This is a genomic window from Burkholderia mycopellens (assembly GCF_964265025.1).
Taxonomy (GTDB): Bacteria; Pseudomonadota; Gammaproteobacteria; order Burkholderiales; family Burkholderiaceae; genus Burkholderia.
This window is the reverse complement of record NZ_OZ183803.1, coordinates 893,242-909,615: the sequence shown is the minus strand read 5'-3', so window position 1 is coordinate 909,615 and position 16,374 is coordinate 893,242. Positions and strand designations below refer to the sequence as shown.

General features: G+C 66.9%; 18 protein-coding genes. 7 read left to right on the top strand and 11 right to left on the bottom strand.

The genetic code is table 11. The annotated features are described in order from the left end of the window. Positions 1-169: 169 nt before the first annotated feature. Both ACPTTC_RS22345 and ACPTTC_RS22340 read left to right on the top strand, forming a co-directional pair. Positions 170-793: an HAD hydrolase-like protein gene (locus ACPTTC_RS22345; RefSeq protein WP_423393944.1), complete on the top strand. Its 624-nt coding sequence runs from the start codon at positions 170-172 to the stop codon at positions 791-793. A gap of 392 nt (positions 794-1,185) precedes the next feature. Then, the gene (locus tag ACPTTC_RS22340; protein ID WP_423393943.1) at positions 1,186-1,755 is read left to right on the top strand and encodes a DUF4142 domain-containing protein; all 570 of its coding nucleotides are present in this window, start codon (positions 1,186-1,188) and stop codon (positions 1,753-1,755) included. Positions 1,756-1,887: 132 nt separating this feature from the next. On the opposite strand, the gene ACPTTC_RS22335 is transcribed toward ACPTTC_RS22340, so the two are convergent. Next, positions 1,888-2,487 carry a GNAT family N-acetyltransferase gene (locus ACPTTC_RS22335; protein ID WP_423393942.1) on the bottom strand — a complete coding sequence of 200 codons (600 nt, stop codon included), beginning with the start codon at positions 2,485-2,487 and terminating at the stop codon, positions 1,888-1,890. 57 nt (positions 2,488-2,544) lie between these two features. Further along, positions 2,545-3,459 (bottom strand): LysR family transcriptional regulator, encoded by a 915-nt coding sequence (locus tag ACPTTC_RS22330; protein WP_423393941.1) that lies wholly within the window; start codon positions 3,457-3,459, stop codon positions 2,545-2,547. A gap of 109 nt (positions 3,460-3,568) precedes the next feature. On the opposite strand from ACPTTC_RS22330, the gene lysA reads away from it, so the two are divergent. After that, entirely contained in the window at positions 3,569-4,807 is a 1,239-nt protein-coding gene (gene lysA / locus ACPTTC_RS22325; protein WP_226195836.1) for a diaminopimelate decarboxylase, read from the top strand. Between the two features lie 110 nt (positions 4,808-4,917). Here lysA and ACPTTC_RS22320 read toward each other — a convergent pair whose 3' ends face one another. Next, positions 4,918-5,805, bottom strand: coding sequence for a DMT family transporter (locus tag ACPTTC_RS22320; protein ID WP_423393940.1), 888 nt, complete (start codon positions 5,803-5,805; stop codon positions 4,918-4,920). Positions 5,806-5,931: 126 nt separating this feature from the next. Between ACPTTC_RS22320 and ACPTTC_RS22315 the strand changes: the two genes are divergently transcribed. Together ACPTTC_RS22315 and ACPTTC_RS22310 are read left to right on the top strand one after the other, a co-directional pair. Then, entirely contained in the window at positions 5,932-7,410 is a 1,479-nt protein-coding gene (locus ACPTTC_RS22315; protein WP_423393939.1) for a PLP-dependent aminotransferase family protein, read from the top strand. Between the two features lie 65 nt (positions 7,411-7,475). Then, positions 7,476-7,952, top strand: coding sequence for a hypothetical protein (locus ACPTTC_RS22310; protein ID WP_423393938.1), 477 nt, complete (start codon positions 7,476-7,478; stop codon positions 7,950-7,952). A gap of 86 nt (positions 7,953-8,038) precedes the next feature. Here the strand turns inward: ACPTTC_RS22310 and ACPTTC_RS22305 are convergent, their stop codons facing one another. Together ACPTTC_RS22305 and ACPTTC_RS22300 are read right to left on the bottom strand one after the other, a co-directional pair. Next, entirely contained in the window at positions 8,039-9,472 is a 1,434-nt protein-coding gene (locus tag ACPTTC_RS22305) for a nicotinate phosphoribosyltransferase (RefSeq protein ID WP_423393937.1), read from the bottom strand. Between the two features lie 73 nt (positions 9,473-9,545). Next, positions 9,546-10,586 carry a bifunctional nicotinamide-nucleotide adenylyltransferase/Nudix hydroxylase gene (locus ACPTTC_RS22300; RefSeq protein ID WP_175953291.1) on the bottom strand — a complete coding sequence of 347 codons (1,041 nt, stop codon included), beginning with the start codon at positions 10,584-10,586 and terminating at the stop codon, positions 9,546-9,548. 181 nt (positions 10,587-10,767) lie between these two features. On the opposite strand from ACPTTC_RS22300, the gene ACPTTC_RS22295 reads away from it, so the two are divergent. Further along, the gene (locus ACPTTC_RS22295) at positions 10,768-11,220 is read left to right on the top strand and encodes a type II toxin-antitoxin system RatA family toxin (RefSeq protein WP_175968844.1); all 453 of its coding nucleotides are present in this window, start codon (positions 10,768-10,770) and stop codon (positions 11,218-11,220) included. A gap of 211 nt (positions 11,221-11,431) precedes the next feature. Further along, positions 11,432-12,319, top strand: a complete 888-nt coding sequence (locus ACPTTC_RS22290) for a DUF4261 domain-containing protein (RefSeq protein WP_423393936.1) — start codon at positions 11,432-11,434, stop codon at positions 12,317-12,319. Positions 12,320-12,426: 107 nt separating this feature from the next. Here ACPTTC_RS22290 and ACPTTC_RS22285 read toward each other — a convergent pair whose 3' ends face one another. Genes ACPTTC_RS22285 through ACPTTC_RS22260 form a run of 6 tightly spaced genes read right to left on the bottom strand, consistent with a single transcriptional unit; the run spans position 12,427 to position 16,344 of the window. Then, entirely contained in the window at positions 12,427-12,813 is a 387-nt protein-coding gene (locus ACPTTC_RS22285) for a hypothetical protein (RefSeq protein ID WP_226195842.1), read from the bottom strand. A gap of 26 nt (positions 12,814-12,839) precedes the next feature. Next, entirely contained in the window at positions 12,840-13,223 is a 384-nt protein-coding gene (gene speD / locus ACPTTC_RS22280) for an adenosylmethionine decarboxylase (protein ID WP_423393935.1), read from the bottom strand. Further along, positions 13,220-13,369 carry a hypothetical protein gene (locus ACPTTC_RS22275; protein WP_155291822.1) on the bottom strand — a complete coding sequence of 50 codons (150 nt, stop codon included), beginning with the start codon at positions 13,367-13,369 and terminating at the stop codon, positions 13,220-13,222. Before ACPTTC_RS22275 ends, speD begins: the two co-directional genes overlap by 4 nt. After that, positions 13,366-14,877 (bottom strand): DUF4178 domain-containing protein, encoded by a 1,512-nt coding sequence (locus tag ACPTTC_RS22270; protein WP_423393934.1) that lies wholly within the window; start codon positions 14,875-14,877, stop codon positions 13,366-13,368. Before ACPTTC_RS22270 ends, ACPTTC_RS22275 begins: the two co-directional genes overlap by 4 nt. A gap of 9 nt (positions 14,878-14,886) precedes the next feature. Next, entirely contained in the window at positions 14,887-15,930 is a 1,044-nt protein-coding gene (locus ACPTTC_RS22265; protein ID WP_423393933.1) for an SPFH domain-containing protein, read from the bottom strand. Positions 15,931-15,957: 27 nt separating this feature from the next. After that, positions 15,958-16,344, bottom strand: coding sequence for a DUF350 domain-containing protein (locus tag ACPTTC_RS22260; protein WP_011354425.1), 387 nt, complete (start codon positions 16,342-16,344; stop codon positions 15,958-15,960). Positions 16,345-16,374 lie beyond the last annotated feature (30 nt).

The following is a 16,374-nucleotide window of genomic DNA, read 5'->3' as shown; positions in this document are numbered from 1 at the left end:
GATCTGCGTTGCAACGTTTCATCGGCAGCGGCCGGGCCGCCACGATCCGCGTGACCTCGCGCGTGCGCGGGTCGATTTCCAGGTCGAGGCATGCGCAACCGACCGTGCGGCCAACGGGCCTCGATTCGGTGACAATGTCGCCTGCCCAATGAACCCGCCACGCCGCTTCATGCCCTATCGCCTCATCGCATTCGACTTCGACGGCACGCTCGCCGATTCGCTCGACAGCTTTCTCGCGGCGCTGTCGGAAGCGTCGCGCATGCACGGCTTTCGCGACGCCACGCCCGAGTTGCGCCCGGCGCTGCGCGGCATGTCGGCGCGCGACATCATTCGCGCGCTCGACGTGCCGATGTGGAAAGTGCCGCGCGTCACGGTCGACATGCGCCGCCTGATGCGGCCGCGCGTCGCCCAAGTGGCGTTGTTCCCCGGCGTCGGCGAAACGTTCGACGCGCTCGCCGCGCGCGGCATCCGCATCGCGATCGCCACGTCGAATACCGAGGAGATCGTGCGTGACCGGCTCGGCCCGCGTGCCAGCAGCCGCGTCGAGTATTTCGCATGCGGCATTCCACTGTTCGGCAAGGCGCGTCGCCTGCGCGCGCTCGTTCGTGAGGCCGGCGTGCGCGCCGATGAAGTGCTGTACGTCGGCGATGAAATCCGCGACGCCGATGCGGCACGACGCGCGCGCATCGCATTCCAGGGTGTCGCGTGGGGCTACACCGCGCCGGACGCGTTGCAGGCGCATTGCGCGACACCGTTGCTGCCCCGCCTCGACGCATTGCTCGATCGCGTGTGACGCACCCGGTGCTTCGTGCGCTTCGTGCGCACGGCTCGATCCGCCGCTCGACGCGCACGACACCTCGGCACGACGACGAAATGCGGACGACACCCACGTGCATTCAGCACATCCCATGCACGCAAGAATTGCCGCCGTCGCACACGCAACAGGTACGCAATACCGGTCGTCACGCTTGCTCGGCGATTCGTCTTACCAACCGTTACACAAACCACAGCGCGGTTGCACCTGCGACCGTATCGCTCTCCTAGAATCGGTCGGGCCGGGCAACACTTCGACCGGCGCCGCGGCAGAGCGGCGGTCGAATCCGGCCCGGGCGCGCCCGGTCTCTCGCACAGCGACGGATCACATGATCCGTTTTTCAACCCGAGCCCCGATCGAAAGGAGGTCCCATGAACCGCTTTCCCCACATCTCGCGCCTTGCCTTGTCTGCCGCTGGCCTGCTTCTCGTCGCCGTGACGGCGACCGCGCAAACCGCACAACCGGCACCGAACGCACCGGCCGCCGCCGCGACGCGCATCCACGAAGCCGACCAGGCCTTCATCACGGACGGCACGAAAACCGTGTCGACGCAGCACGACGCGGCGCGCATCGCCGATTCGCGCACGTCGGACAGCCAGGTCAAGGCGTTCGCGCAACGCGTGTCGACCGACGATGAAAAGATCATCCAGGCCATGCGCGCGGCAAGCCCGCGCGGCGTCGACGTGCCGGCCAACGACCCCGACACTGCCGTGCTGGGCAGCATCAAGAACCTGCGCGGCGCCGAGTTCGACAAGGCGTATATCGAGCAGGTCGCGCTCGCCGGACAGCAGAAGGCCATCTCGGCATTCCAGGCCGAAATCGCGTCTGGCCGCGACACGAAGCTGAAGGAAGTGGCCCGCCAGTCGCTGCCGATCCTGCAGAAGCACTACGCCGACGCGCAGAAGCTCGCGGAACGCCACCACCTCGCATCGGCGCAGTAACGATGCAGCGCCGCGTCTCGTACGCGGCGCACCACTTTCTCGTGCGGTCGCGCAGTCGCCCCCCTGCCGGCTGCGCGATGCACGTCTGACCGCCCGATCCGCAAACACGCGCCACACATCACGCGTTACACGTTACGTCGCGAGCTTCGCCTTCAACCCGGTACGCACGTCAGGCCATTCTTCGTCGATGATGCTGAAGCGCACCGAATTGCGCTTGCGGCCGTCCGGCATGATCCGTTCGTGACGCACGATCCCCTCCTGCTTCGCGCCAAGCCGCAGAATCGCCGCGCGTGATTTCTCGTTCAGCTCGTCGGTCGTGAACTGCACGCGCACGCATTGCAGCACGTCGAACGCATGGCCCAGCAACAACCACTTCGCTTCGGTATTCGCACGCGTGCGCTGCGCCGATTCGCTAAGCCACGTATGACCGATCTCGAGCTTGCGATTCTTGCGGTCGATCTTCCAGAAACGCGTGCTGCCGATCACGCGGCCCGATGCACGATCGACGATCGTGAACGGCATCACGGTGCCGGCCGCGCGGCCCTGCAATGCCGTGTCGATGTACGCGTCGATCGTCTCCGCATCCGGCACGACCGTGACCTTCAGGTTCCACAACTGGCCGTCCGCGGCGGCATCGAGCAGCGCCTGCCGGTCGGATGCTTCGAGCGGCCGCAGTTCGACGCGCTCGCCGGTGAGGATCGGTTGTTCGACGGAAGATGAAGCGTCGGTCATGACGGGTTTCCGGAAAGTGAGGCCGATGGCGGCGAAACGCCCATCATACGGCGCAGTTCAACCGAGGAGCGCGGCCAACCGGCGGCGGATCGTCTTCGCCTCACTGCGCAGTGCGTCGGCAAACGCATCGACGAGCAGGCTCTTCGGCCGGTGCGCGGGCACGATCACGCTGACCCGGTACGGAAACGAGCGCGTAAGCGGCCGCACGTGCAGGTCGCGCCCGACGAAATCGAGCGCCGTCAGCGGATTGACGATCGCCGCACCGAGCCCCTGCCGCACGAACGCGCACACCGACACGGCCGACGGTGTTTCGACGACCGAGCGCGGCGCCACGCCGAGTTGCGCGAACGCCTCGTCGATCAGAATGCGGTACGGATCGTTCAGCGACAGGCTCACGAACGGGCGATCGGCGAGATCCGGCAGATCGATCGCATCCTGCGCGAGCAGCGGATGGCCGTCGGGCAGCACGCACACTTCGTCGACCTCGAGCAGCGGCGTGAGCACGGTGCCGGCCGGCGCGACGTCGTGCTCGGTCAGCCCGAGGTCGTAACGCTGCGCGGTCAGCCACTCTTCGAGCACCGGCGATTCCTGCGTCGCGACCGACACGCTGACGCCCGCGTGGGCCTCGTGAAAACGCCGGCACGCGCCGGGCAGGATCGCGTGCGAGAACGCCGGCAGCGCAATCACCGACAGCTGACCGTCACGAAACTCGCGCAGGCGCGCGGCGGTTGCCGCGACGCGTTCAAGCCCCACATACGCAAGCCGCACATCGTCGAACAGCGTGAGCGCGGCCATCGTCGGCCGCAGCCGGCCATGCGCGCGCTCGAACAGCGCGAAGCCGACGACCTGTTCCATGCGCGCAAGCTCGCGGCTGATCGTCGGTTGCGACGTATAGAGCATCTCGGCCGCGCGCGTCGTGCTGCCGGTGACCATCAGCGCGCGAAAGACCTCGATATGGCGGTGCGTGAGCATGATCTTCTATATCAGATATGAATCGAATGTTGATAAACAGGCATTTTACTGTATAGGCAATCAGGCGCATCATTCACCCTATCCGTTCATTCGACCCGATTCATCCGCCATGTCCCTCGATTCCCGCCAGCTCGCGACGCTCGCGCAGCAATACGGCACCCCGCTGTGGGTGTACGACGCCGACGTCATCCGCGACCGCATCGCCCAACTGCGTCAGTTCGACGTGATCCGCTATGCGCAGAAGGCGAACTCGAACGTCCATATCCTGAAGCTGATGCGCGAAGAAGGCGCATGTGTCGATGCCGTGTCGCTCGGCGAGATCGAGCGCAGCCTCGCGGCCGGGTTCAGCCCTGCCGGCGAGCCGGAAGGCGTCGTGTTCACGGCCGACCTGATCGACCGCCCGACGCTCGCGGCCGTGCTGAAGCACGGCGTGACCGTGAACGCCGGTTCGCTCGACATGCTCGCGCGCATCGGCGAGCACGCGCCCGGCCACCGCGTATGGCTGCGCGTCAACCCCGGGTTCGGCCACGGCCACAGCAACAAGACCAACACCGGCGGCCCGCAGAGCAAGCACGGCATCTGGATCGACGACGTGCCGCGCGCGATCGAGATCGTGCGCCGGTACGGGCTGAAGCTCGTCGGCATCCACATGCATATCGGCTCCGGCGTCGACTACGGCCACCTGTCGCAGGTGTGCGATGCGATGGTCGATCTCGTCACGTCGCTCGGCCATGACATCGACGCGATCTCGGCCGGCGGCGGCCTGTCGATTCCGTATCGCGACGGCGAGCCGCGCGTCGACGTCGGTCACTACTTCAGCCAGTGGGACGCCGCGCGCAAGCGGATCGAACGGCATCTCGGCCACCCGGTGCGCATCGAGATCGAGCCGGGCCGCTTCCTCGTCGCCGAAGCCGGCACGCTCGTCACCGAAGTGCAGGCCGTCAACCGCCGGCCGAAGCACGATTTCGTGCTGATCGACGCGGGCTTCAACGACCTGATGCGCCCGTCGATGTACGGCAGTTACCACGCGGTGTCGGTGCACACGCACGAAGGCGCACTGCCGGCCGGCCGGCCGCTCGTCGATCTCGCGATCGCGGGGCCGCTGTGCGAATCGGGCGACGTGTTCACGCAGGACGCGGGCGGCGTGGTCACGCACCGCAAGCTGGCGCAGCCGCAGATCGGCGACCTGCTGTTCCTGCATGATGCTGGCGCGTACGGCGCGTCGATGTCGTCGAACTACAACAGCCGGCCGCTCGCGCCGGAAGTGCTCGTCGATCGCGGTGTGCCGCGGCTGATCCGCCGCCGGCAGACGATCGACGAATTGCTCGCGCTCGAAACGTTCGAGTAACGCGCTTTCGTCGAGACGAAAGCCAACGGCCAGGCTTGCCGCTACCGGCAGCCTGGCCGTTTTGCCTTTCGGCGCACGGCCAGCCATATGGCGGCATGTGCACCGACGCGTCAGCTCGCCCGCTGCACGGGCGCCATCTTCGAAAAGTACTTCGCGCCCGCCACGCAGCCGACCACGACGGCCGTCACGACGACCATCGACGGTGGTACCGTCTCGTGCAGCAGCCCGGCCGCCAGCAGGAAGCCGAAGAACGGCTGCAGCAACTGCAACTGGCCGACGCCCGCGATCCCGCCGAGCGCGAGCCCGCGATACCAGAATACGAAGCCGATCAGCATGCTGAACAGCGACACGTACGCGAGCCCCCACAGCGCGGCGGCATCGACGCCGTCGAACGACGCGGGCCGGGTGAACCACGTGAGCGGCAGCATCAGCGGCAGCGACAGCACGAGCGCCCACGAAATCACCTGCCAGCCGCCGAGATCGCGCGACAGGCGCGCGCCTTCCGCATAGCCGAGCCCACACGCGACGATCGCGGCCAGCATCAGCGCATCGCCGGCCACCGACGCGTGGCCGCCGTTGCGCAGCGCAAACGCGGCCACCGCGCCGCTGCCGATGATCGAGAAGATCCAGAACGGCGGCCGCGGCCGTTCGCCGCCGCGCCATACGCCGAACAACGCCGTCGCGAGCGGCAGCAACCCGACGAACACGATCGCGTGCGCAGACGTCACATGCTTCAGCGCGAGCGCCGTCAGCAACGGGAAACCGACCACGACCCCGAGCGCGACGATCGCGAGCGACACGGCCTCGGCACGCGTCGGCCGCCGTTGCTTCAGCACGACGAGCAGCAGCAGGCCGAGCGCGCCGGCGATCGTCGCGCGCGCAAAGGTGAGGAACAGCGGGTCGAGCCCCTGCACCGCGACACGCGTCGCAGGCAGCGAGCCACTGAAGATGATCACGCCCAGCAGGCCGCTGAGCCATCCGTCGGTCGTCTTTTGCACGGGAAATCCTGAACGGGGAAAGGGGATCACCGATGATCCGCCGCCCGTGAAAAGCGCGTAAGCTACGGCCCAATACAATTCGGACAAACTGTACTGGACAACCGGCCGTACAGTTCACTCTTCGTCATGAGCCAGACCACCGCGCTTCCCGTTCCGCCCATTCAGTCGCGCACGCGCGTGGAAACCGTGATGGATACGTTGCGCGCACGAATCGCGAGCCGCGCGCTGGTGCCCGGCGCGCGCGTACCGTCGATCCGGATGATGGCGGACGCGCTTGGCGTGTCGAAATCGACCGTCGTCGATGCATACGAGCGGCTCGCGAGCGAAGGCGTGCTGGTCTCGCGGCGCGGCTCGGGTTTCTATGTGTCGGGACACGCGCCACCGCTCGCGCTCGCCGATCTCGGCCCGCGGCTCGATCGCGGGCTCGATCCGCTGTGGCTGTCGCGCCAGTCGCTCGAGGCAGCGCCCACCTCGGTGAAGCCCGGTTGCGGATGGCTGCCGCCGTCGTGGCTGCCGGACGAGAGCCTGCGCCGCGCGCTGCGCGCCGCGTCGCGCGACGAATCCGACGCGCTGACCGACTACGCGACGCCGCTCGGCCTGCCCGCGATGCGCCAGCAGCTCGCGTGGCGGCTCGCGCAGCACGGCATCCAGGCCGAACCCGCGCAGATCATGCTGACCGACGGCGGCTCGCACGCGCTCGATCTCGTCTGCCGCCTGCTGCTGGAGCCGGGCGACACGGTCGTGCTCGACGACCCGTGCTACTTCAACTTCCAGGCGCTGCTGCGCGCGCACCGTGCGCGGATCGTCAGCGTCCCGTACACGCCGAACGGCCCCGATCTCGCGCGCTTCGAGCAGGTGCTCGCCGAGCACCGGCCGCGCCTGTACATCACCAACGCGGCGCTGCACAACCCGACCGGCGCGACGCTCGCGGCGCCCGTCGCGCACCGGCTGCTGACGCTTGCGGCCGAGCACGGTCTGCTGATCGTCGAGGACGACATCTTCGCGGATTTCGAGAGCACGCCCGCGCCTCGCCTCGCGGCCTTCGACGGGCTGTCGCGGGTCGTGTCGATCGGCAGCTTCTCGAAGACGCTGTCGGCCGCGATCCGCTGCGGCTACGTCGCCGCGCGCCCGGAATGGATCGAGGCGCTCGTCGACCTGAAGCTCGCAACGTCGTTCGGCCATGGGCAGATCGGCGCGAACGTCGTACACCGGCTGCTCGTCGACGGCACGTACCGGCGCCACGTCGACAGCCTGCGCACGCGCCTCGCGGACGCGATGGGCGAAACGCTCCGACGCCTCACCCGCGCCGGGCTGAAGATCTGGACGGAGCCGCGCGGCGGCCTGTTCGTATGGGCGGAGTTGCCCGACGGGCTCGACGCCGCGCGTGTCGCGCGCCATGCGCTGGACCACGATGTGGTGCTCGCGCCCGGCAACGTGTTCAGCGCGTCGCACGGCGCGACGTCGTACCTGCGTTTCAACGTGTCGCGCTGCAAGGGGCCGGCGGTGTTCGATGCGATGGCGCGGGCGATGGAGGTCGTGCGTGTCGAAGAATGCAGTGGCATGCAGGCGGATGCGGGCGGACGTGTCCCCGCTCGGGAACACTGAAACCCAGCAATTAGGCAAACAATTACGAAATGGATCGGTACATTTTTCGACGACAGGATTCCGTGGTGACATTTCTTGCACGCGCGATATGCATCGCGATCTGGTCCTGCCTCGCGTTTTCGATGCCATCCACGGCTTGTACGGTTTCCGAAGACATGCTTGACAGCGTCCCGCTCAATTCCGACGCGATCCCTAACGAGGATCGCGTCAAGATTACAGAGATGGTCATTCGCGCGCGCCAATGGCCCGGCGCCGAAATTCGAGGCATCGTCACCGCCGGAGCCTACATCGGGGAAGTCAATCCACAGGGGCTGGCGCTGCGGCGAGCGGCACACCTGAAGGAATTCCTGATACAACTCGGTGTCAAGAGTGAGAACATCTGGTCGGATACCCACATCATCTCGAAACCGTATCCGAAAGACAGCGCCGGTTACGAAGGCTATCTTCAGATCGGTCTGACACTGGTGCCGCTTTGCAACGATGGATGTCGGCACTTGTGCGGCGATCCGCGCATCACGCCGACATCCAGAGCACTTCGCTGAGGCAGCCCGCCGCTAAAAGACCTCGCAATCGCGTCGTATCAGCGACGGCGTGACCCGAGCCTCTCGCTCCGCCTCCGCCTCCCGCATCACACCTCCCCCGCGTGCGCCCTCGCCCGCACTTCCGCGAACGACGTATCGACGAGCAGCCGTCCCGTATCGAACACCGTTTCGAGCGCGTCCTCCCATTCGCCCTCCAGCATCCGGTCGTCCCACGCGGCGGGCAACGTCGTCGTCCGATACTCGCCGGTGCGGAAACTGCGCAGCAGCGTGAGCCGCCCCTTCTTCGAGCGCTTGCCCTGATCGGTGACCGGATCCTTGCGGACGTCGTGCCACACGCCGCCGCGCCGGATCGCCGAGCACTTCATCGCGAAACGCTGCGTATCGCGGTTCACCTGCTGCAGCAGCGCGCCGCCCATGCCGAACACGACGTTGCCGGCCGCATAACCGGCGTCGTCGAGCGCGGAAAGAATCGCATCGATCGACAACTCGTCGACACCATCGCCCTGGATCACCCGCACGCGATTCAGCACACGCCGCCCCTTGCCGTTCACGGTCGAGCCGAACGATTCGTCGAGCGCGCGCACGGTCTGCAGCACGATCGACACGGGGTCGCCCGAATCGGGACGCACGACCAGTGTCGCGCCCGAATCGAGCACGGCCTGCCGAAGCTCGCCGCCCCACAGATCGAGCGCGGCGAACAGATCATAGGAGTCCGACACGACCGACACGATCGCACCGGGCAGGCCAAAGCGGCGAATCATGTTCCGGTACGCATCGGCTTCATGCTCGCGGCCCCACGACGTGATCGTGCTGTGCTCGGCCGCCGGCACCGAGTACGCGGCCATCGGCTCGCGATAGAAGCGGTTCGCGGCCAGCACGCCGAGCACCGTGTCCGAACCCATGAAGTTCACGAGGTGCGCCGCGCCGCCGATCGCGGCCGACTCCGCACTCGATACGCCGCGCGCGCCGAAGTCGTGCAGCTTGAACGGCAGTTGCGCGAGATCGTCGTCGGTCTTTTCGAGGAAGCGGCGGATCGTCTGCCGCAGGTGCCAGCTGCGCGTCGCGACCGTCACCGGATACCACACGCGCAGCAGCATCGTCTCGAGATACGACGCGAGCCAGAACACCTGCGGGTCGTCGCATTCGACCGTCATCAGCACGTTGTGCACCGGCACGACCGAGCCCTCGGGCACCGCGCGGATCTTCACCGGCAGGTAGCCATCGTAGCGTTCGACGATGTAGCGCCACCCCGCTTCGTTGAACGGCTCGCCGTGCACCGTGAAGAAGTCGCGCGCCTCGTCGATCATCGCGTGCGTGATCGGCTTGCACAGATATTCCTTCAGCAGCATCTGCAGGCCGAAGAACACCGTGCGGTCGTAGCGGCCGCCGCGCGATTCGACGTACGAGAACATCGCCGACGCGTCGGGCGGATATTGCAGGAAGTGGGACGCCTTGTACGAATCCGTGTTGAGGATCGGATTGGCGAGAACCGCGGCAAAGCCGCCGAGATCGTTTTGCATGGCTAGAGCTCCTCTAGGCCGTTGAAGTGCCGCCGCGTCTGTCGCGGCGGACGGAATGCGGGGAATCAGCGGATCACAGCTTCCCCAGGAAGTGATACGCGATGTCGAAGTGATCCTCGAACATCACGTTGCGCATCTGCGCGAATTCGTTGAGCGGCACCCAGCGCGCCTTGTCGGCGTCGTCGCTGCCCTTCACGCGCGGCAGCTCGCCGGTCGGGAAGTTGAACAGGCACGCGTGCGTGATCGTGCGGCCGCGCAGCGAACGCGTCGGGTGGTCGAATACCTGGCGATCCTTGATCGAGCCGCGCAGCACGGGCTCCGGCAGCTTCAGGCCGGTTTCTTCACGCAGCTCGCGGATACAGGCCGCGTCGAGCCGCTCGTCCTGGTTCACGAACCCGCCCGGCAGCGCCCACAGGCCGCGGCCCGGTTCGCTGCGGCGGCGCACGAGCAGGATATGGCCCGAATGCACGACCACCGCGTCGACCGTCACGAACGTGACGGGATAAGGCGCGGCCGCCCACGCCTTGCGATATCCGGCGATGAATTCGGCTTCCGACTTCAGCTGCGCGAATTCCGGCTGCGTGCGAAAACGCTCGAGCCAGCCGAACACGGGTTCCGGCACGGCCCACTGCACGAAGCTGTTCGGGCGTTCGGCGAAATACTGGTCGCGGATCTCGGTGGCGGAAATGTCTTCCGTCGCGTCGACATCGACGAGCTCCCATTGCGGGAACATCCGCAGGTAATACGACGTGGCGTCCTTCTCGTGGCCGATCAGCCCGACCTTGCGCTGCGCGATATCGCCGAGCGCGGACGCGACCGCGTCCTGCACCCAGCGCACCCAGTCGCCGTCGTTGTAGGTCGAATCCTGCAACGGCGCGATCGTGACGCGGTCGCGCTCGGACGCATCGAGCAGCGAAGCCAGCATCTGGCGACGCTCGTCGAACGAGAACGGATCCTTGATGGTGCGGGGCTTGTCGGTCGATCCGATCAGCACGCACACGCGCTCGGCCCGGCTCAGTGCCGACTTCAGCACGTTCAGGTGACCACGATGCGGAGGCTGGAAACGACCAATGAAAACGAGCGCGTCGAAGCGCCGGTTCTGTTGCGTACTCATGAGGCTCCCTCAAGAGAGTGAAACGCTTCGGGTCTTTCCCGAAGGGTTGAAACGAATCCTAGGGGAAATCCCGGGGTGCGTCAATCGAACCCATCCTCGACTTGACGAAGTCTGAAGCAATGCGCGTTATTGGCGGGTTACACTCGATTTCATCCCAATCCGCGCCATGGCGCCCGCCATCATGAGGATCTCAGTCAGCCGGACCGTCGGCGTCGATCGCAGACGCCTCTTCACGTGGTCGCAGGATTACGCGCGGCGGCTCGTGTGGGACAGCTTCCTCACCGACGCGTATCTGCTCGACGGCACGACGGCCGGCGTCGGCGTCGACGCGTTCTGCCGCAGCCAGTCGGGCGCGACGATGGTGTCACGCTACATCTCGTACCGTCCGCCGCAGGTCGCCGCCGTCGAGATGGTCGACGGGCCGAAAGTGCTCGAGCGCTTCAGCGGCAGCTGGAACTTCACCGAGCACACGCCCGGCACGACCGAGGTGAAATTCACGTACCACTTCCGCGCCCAGCCGGCCTGGCTGCGCTGGCTGCTCGAACCGCTGATCGGCGCGTTCTATCTCGTGCAGACGCGCCGGCGTCTCGACTCGTTCAAGCGCTGGGCCGAAGCCGAAGCGCTGCCGCACTGATCATCGCTGCCGCGGGCCACGCGGCGTGTCCGCGCCACCTCCTCCCCACGGTTTTCAACCGCGCCACCGCCGCGCCGCCGGACATTCACCGCGCATTTGCCAGATTCGCCGAACCCGGGGAAACTACGGGCGGCCGTCACCCTGACGGCGCGCCCCGACCGAGAGAACGGGGCACTCCTCCCTGAAACGGCTACGACACGAACTTAATCCGATGAGCCTGATATCCCGATTCTTTGGCCGCAACGAAGTACCCGAAAACCCCGTAGCGCTGGTCGCGGCACCCGACGTCGAGAATCCGCTGAGCGTGACGGTCGTCTTCGATGGCCCGCTGAAAGTTGACATCGCCGCACTGACGGCCGCGCTGCGCGCGTACCACCCGAGCATGGAGCAAGCGCGCGTCGAGACCGAGCCGACGCTGGAGCAGGTATTCGGGCTCGCCGGCTGGGGCAACCATGTCGTCCGGCTCGTCGGCTTCGACGCGCCCTATCCGTCCGAGGCGCTGGAAACGTGTGTCGCACCGGCCCACTACGGGCAGGACCTGAAGCAGCAGGTGCGGGCAAGTCGCAGCCACGTGATCCTCTACTACGCCGGGCACGAAGCGAATCCGCTCGACCAGTATGTCGCGCTGGCGGCCGTCGCCGGCGCGCTCGCCGAACAGAACGGCCTCGCGGTGCTGAACGAGCACGCGCACACGTCGCTGCCGGCCGGCGTCTTCAATGCGAAGGAACTCGGCGAGGAAAGCCTCGAAGTGCTGCGGGATATCCCGCTGAACCTGTTCTTCTGCGGCTTCGTGAAATACGAAGTCGAAGGCGTCGACGGCGTGTGGATGCGCACCTATGGCGCCGACGTGTTCGGCCTGCCCGATTTCGCCGCGCTCGCGGAAGGCCATCACGAGGGCGAACGTTACTCGGGCATCTTCAACAACGTGATGCATTACCTGCTGGAAAGCGGCGCGCGCATGCAGGCAGGCGAAACGATGCAGATCGGCACGGAAACGTTCATGAAGCTGCGTGAACCGCTCGAGCACGAGTACTACCTGCAGGGGCCGGCGCCCGTCCTGGTGGCCGAGCTGATTTCGGCGGACGAAATCAATCGCTGATTTCGCCCCGTCGCATCTTGCTGCACGGCGCACGGATTCAAGACTTCGCGAACCGCGTGCGCCGCTGCATGATCTGACGGCGGCGCGACGTTCGCGGCGGCCCGGCCCTAACGTGCGCCGACCCCGCGCAACGGGAACGTTTCCGCCCCCGCATCGCGGCGCAACGTGACCTCCGTACCGGTCAGCCATCCTGACGATTTCAGGATCGGGCGCGCGATCGCGTACAGGCGGTCGGCGCTCGTACCGTAGAAGTACAGGTAACCGTCGTTGCCGTCGCGATGCACTTCGGTCTCGCCCAGTTCGCCGGCGCCTGCCTGCTTCACCGCGCGATCCAGCCGTTGCTCCAGCGCGTGAAGGCGCGCGTTGTCCTTGTCGTAGTAATCGAAGTGAACCATCACGACCGGGCCGGGCGGCTTCGGCGGCACATCGGCGGCGGCATTGCCCGCCAGCAGCGCCCAGCCGAGCAACGCGGCAAATCGGATTCCGTTACGCATATCGGTCAAGAGAGTGAAATGCCCGCTCACGTCGGCGCGCCGCCGCGCGCAACCTGCTGCCGGACTTGCGCCTGCGTGCCGAGCGCGGCGGCGATCGCGTCGACGGCATCGGCCGCACGCGCCGCGCCGCACATGAACGCGTCGACGGCCGCGAAGCGATGCTCGGGCCACGTATGGATCGTGATGTGCGATTCGGCGAGCAGCACGACGCCCGTCACGCCATGCTCACCGCCGAAATGATGGAAATGCGCGCCGATCACGCGTGCGCCCGCCTGCCGTGCCGCTTCGACGAGAAGCGCCTCGAGGCGCGCGGCGTCGCGCAGCAGCGCCGCGTCGATGCCGGCCAGGTCGGCCAGCACGTGCGCACCGAACGTCGCGCGCGGTGGTGCGATCGCGTCGCGCACGGTCATTTGTGCGACCCGTACGACGAGTAGCCGCTGCGGGCCGACGAACTGCCCCAGCCGCTGCCGCCCGAACCGCTGCCGCCGATCGATGCGCAGCTGAACAGCGTGACGACGATCAGGCCGTAGATGCCATAGAGGATGTACCGGATCACGCGCTGCCCCCGTCCGACGCAAAGCTCTTCCACAGCCATTCAGGCAGCCACAGCACCAGCAGGCCGACCAGCACGTAGACGGAGCGGCCGCTGAACGAGAACAGCGAGCCCATGTTCAGGATCACGAGCAGCGCGCTGAACACGAGCGGCAGCGGCGCGAAACTGTGCGGGCCGTTCCGGCCGAACAGGCCCGTCGACGCAGCGGTGCCCGTTGCCGCCGCGGCCGTCGCGAGCGCCGGCGCGCCGAAGCGTTCGGCAAGCGTGCTGCCCGACAGCGGCCGCGCGCGCGACCAGACGATCTCCGCGTCGCTGCGCTCGCGCGTCAGCTTGTCCTTCTGCCAGCCGTAGTCGATGATCGACGTGCGATCGCCCACCTGCACGCGCCAGTTGAACGCACCGACCACGTAGACGACCTCCGAATCGTATTCCTCGCGCAGGCGGTAGGTCTTGCCGCCGTCGGTCACGTCGGACTCGCTACCGATCGTCGGCCATTGGTCGAGCACCTGCACGCGTTCCCAGCGCCCTTCGCTCTGCACGAGCCACAGGAACCCGCGCTTCGGGTTCAGCAACAGGTATTCGTCCCATGTCTCTTCGTCGTCCGGCACGCGGCAACGCATCATCCCGATCACCGTGTACTTCACGCCGTCGAACGTGCCGATCGCGCCGAGCTCCAGCGCACCCTTCACCGCGTCGAGCTTGCGCTGCGCCGCGAACACGGTCTGCTGCTCGGCCGTGCACTGCACGCCCGCATGGCAACTGCCGCACACCACGTAGTCGGCGACGTTCGGCGCATACGACAGCGGCGCGCCGCAGCTCGGGCACGCGAACGGCACCATCTCCGCGCCGCGCTTCTCGCGCGTATCGTTCTCGGTATCGCGCAGCCCGGTGAATGCGAGCGCATCGAATTCGAGCGCTTCGCCCGTGTAGACGGTCGGACTCCCGCCGTTCGAATCGGCGTCGGAATAGTCGTAGGTCGCGAATGCGTTGCCGGTGCGCAGGTCGACGACGCGCGCCTCCCAGCCGGCATCGACGCGGAACGGCAGCTCGCCGTCGCCGCCCGTGCAGCGCGCGGTGCGCACGTCCGACACGAGGAACGCGCGGCCGCCGTGGTCGATCCGCATGCCCGGTTCCAGCGTGCCGAACGCAGGCCACGCGCCGCCGGACGCATCGTCGGGCTCGCGCACCGTGATCGCATACTGGCCGGACGCATCCGACAGCCAGCCGAACGTGCCGTCGTCGAACACGACATACCATTCGCTCCACGCGCCGGCGTCGTAGGTCATCTGGATGCGCCCGAGCACCGTGAACGCACGCTTGCCGTAGCGGCCGGCCGTGCCGATCTGGATCGGCGACGCATCGTCGAGCACCGTGGCCAGTTCGCCGATACGTTCGACGTCGGTGCCGCGCTTGAGCAGCGTGCTGCGACAGGACGCGCAGACGGCCATCACCGCCGCCGCCGAGCGAAACTCGACCGGCGCGCCGCACTGGGGGCACGAGGTACTGAACATGCGCGACGCTTACCGGGTCAGCTTCGCGAGGATCTCAGCCTTCGCGCGCGAATATTCGTCTTCGGTCACGAGGCCCTTGTCGAACAGCGCCTTCAACTGTTCGAGCCGCTGCACGTAATCAGTGCCCTCCGCCGGCGCGGCAGCCACCGGCGCGGCGGCCGGGGGCGCGGGCGGTGCAGCCGGCGCCGCTTGCGCGGCACCCGCCATCTGGCCGGCCATCGCCTGCCCGATCGCCGCACCCGCGGCGAGCCCCGCGCCGATCCCGGCGATGCCGCCCGGGTTCTGCGCGGCGAGCGGAATCGCCTGCGCGGTCTGGTATTGCGTGGCGCGGGCAAGATCCCCGGCCATCCCCGCGCCGATCCGCAGGTCGAGCGCCTTCTGCAACTCCGCCGGCAGCGACACGTTCTCGACCGCGAACGCGTCGAGCGCCAGGCCGTAGCGCGTAAACACCGGCGCCAGCGCCTCGGCGACGCGCTGCGACAGTAGCGACTGGTTCGCGGCCATGTCGACGAACGGTACGTCGGCCGAGCCGAACGTGGTGCTCATCGCGGTGACCACCAGGTTGCGCAGTTGCTGTTCGAGTTCGTCGACCGTGTACTGCGCGCGCGTGCCGCTGACCTCGCGATAGAACGCGCCCGCGTCGACGATCCGGTACGAGTAGATGCCGAACGCACGCACCTGCACGAAGCCGAATTCGCGGTCGCGGATCGTCACCGGCTGCGCGGTGCCCCAGCGCCGGCCGAGCTGCAGCCGCGTGCTGAAGAAATAGACGTCCGACTTGAAAGGCGATTGAAAGAGTTTGTCCCAGTTCTTCAGGTACGTGAGCACCGGCAGTGTGTTCGTTTCCAGCGTGTACAGCCCCGCCTGGAAGATGTCGGCGACCTTGCCTTCATTAACGAAGATCGCGACCTGCGTTTCGCGCACGGTCAGCTTGCCGCCGTAGCGGATTTCCATGTCCTCCATCGGATAGCGCCAGGCCAGCACGCCGTCGGTGTCTTCGGTCCATTGCAGGACGTCGACGAACTGCTTGCGGATAAACGATCCCAGACTCATGTCGGTCTCCTCGAAACGCGTGGCGCGTCAGGTCAGGCAGGCGGCATTGATGATGCCGACGACGAGCGACGCGGTGCCCATCAGGCCGCCCATCGCGACGTTGCGATCCTCGATTGCATGATTCATGCCGGGCATCAGGCGCGTCAGCGCCGCATAGGTGATCAGTTGCACGGCCATCGCGCCGACGGCCCAGATCACGACTTCTCCGAGCGTGGAATTGTGCGCGATGCTGGATGCGAGCGTCAGGCAGAAGCCGATCAGCGCACCGCCGAACGACAGCGTCGCGGCCGCGTTGCCGTCGCGGATCAGCGCCAGTTCGTCGAACGGGGTGACCTTCAGGTACACTGCCGCGAACACGAGCAGCAGCACGAACGCCGACAATAAATGAACCGCATAGAGATAGGCACTATTCATTCTTTCCCTCGGATCTTGTGCTCGGTTCGC

Coding starts and splice junctions, on each gene's coding strand:
- ACPTTC_RS22345 (WP_423393944.1), top strand. CDS start 170: ATGCCCTATCGCCTCATCGCATTCGACTTCGACGGCACGCTCGCCGAT.
- ACPTTC_RS22340 (WP_423393943.1), top strand. CDS start 1,186: ATGAACCGCTTTCCCCACATCTCGCGCCTTGCCTTGTCTGCCGCTGGC.
- ACPTTC_RS22335 (WP_423393942.1), bottom strand. CDS start 2,487: ATGACCGACGCTTCATCTTCCGTCGAACAACCGATCCTCACCGGCGAG.
- ACPTTC_RS22330 (WP_423393941.1), bottom strand. CDS start 3,459: ATGCTCACGCACCGCCATATCGAGGTCTTTCGCGCGCTGATGGTCACC.
- lysA (WP_226195836.1), top strand. CDS start 3,569: ATGTCCCTCGATTCCCGCCAGCTCGCGACGCTCGCGCAGCAATACGGC.
- ACPTTC_RS22315 (WP_423393939.1), top strand. CDS start 5,932: ATGAGCCAGACCACCGCGCTTCCCGTTCCGCCCATTCAGTCGCGCACG.
- ACPTTC_RS22305 (WP_423393937.1), bottom strand. CDS start 9,472: ATGCAAAACGATCTCGGCGGCTTTGCCGCGGTTCTCGCCAATCCGATC.
- ACPTTC_RS22300 (WP_175953291.1), bottom strand. CDS start 10,586: ATGAGTACGCAACAGAACCGGCGCTTCGACGCGCTCGTTTTCATTGGT.
- ACPTTC_RS22295 (WP_175968844.1), top strand. CDS start 10,768: ATGAGGATCTCAGTCAGCCGGACCGTCGGCGTCGATCGCAGACGCCTC.
- ACPTTC_RS22290 (WP_423393936.1), top strand. CDS start 11,432: ATGAGCCTGATATCCCGATTCTTTGGCCGCAACGAAGTACCCGAAAAC.
- ACPTTC_RS22285 (WP_226195842.1), bottom strand. CDS start 12,813: ATGCGTAACGGAATCCGATTTGCCGCGTTGCTCGGCTGGGCGCTGCTG.
- speD (WP_423393935.1), bottom strand. CDS start 13,223: ATGACCGTGCGCGACGCGATCGCACCACCGCGCGCGACGTTCGGTGCG.
- ACPTTC_RS22270 (WP_423393934.1), bottom strand. CDS start 14,877: ATGTTCAGTACCTCGTGCCCCCAGTGCGGCGCGCCGGTCGAGTTTCGC.
- ACPTTC_RS22265 (WP_423393933.1), bottom strand. CDS start 15,930: ATGAGTCTGGGATCGTTTATCCGCAAGCAGTTCGTCGACGTCCTGCAA.
- ACPTTC_RS22260 (WP_011354425.1), bottom strand. CDS start 16,344: ATGAATAGTGCCTATCTCTATGCGGTTCATTTATTGTCGGCGTTCGTG.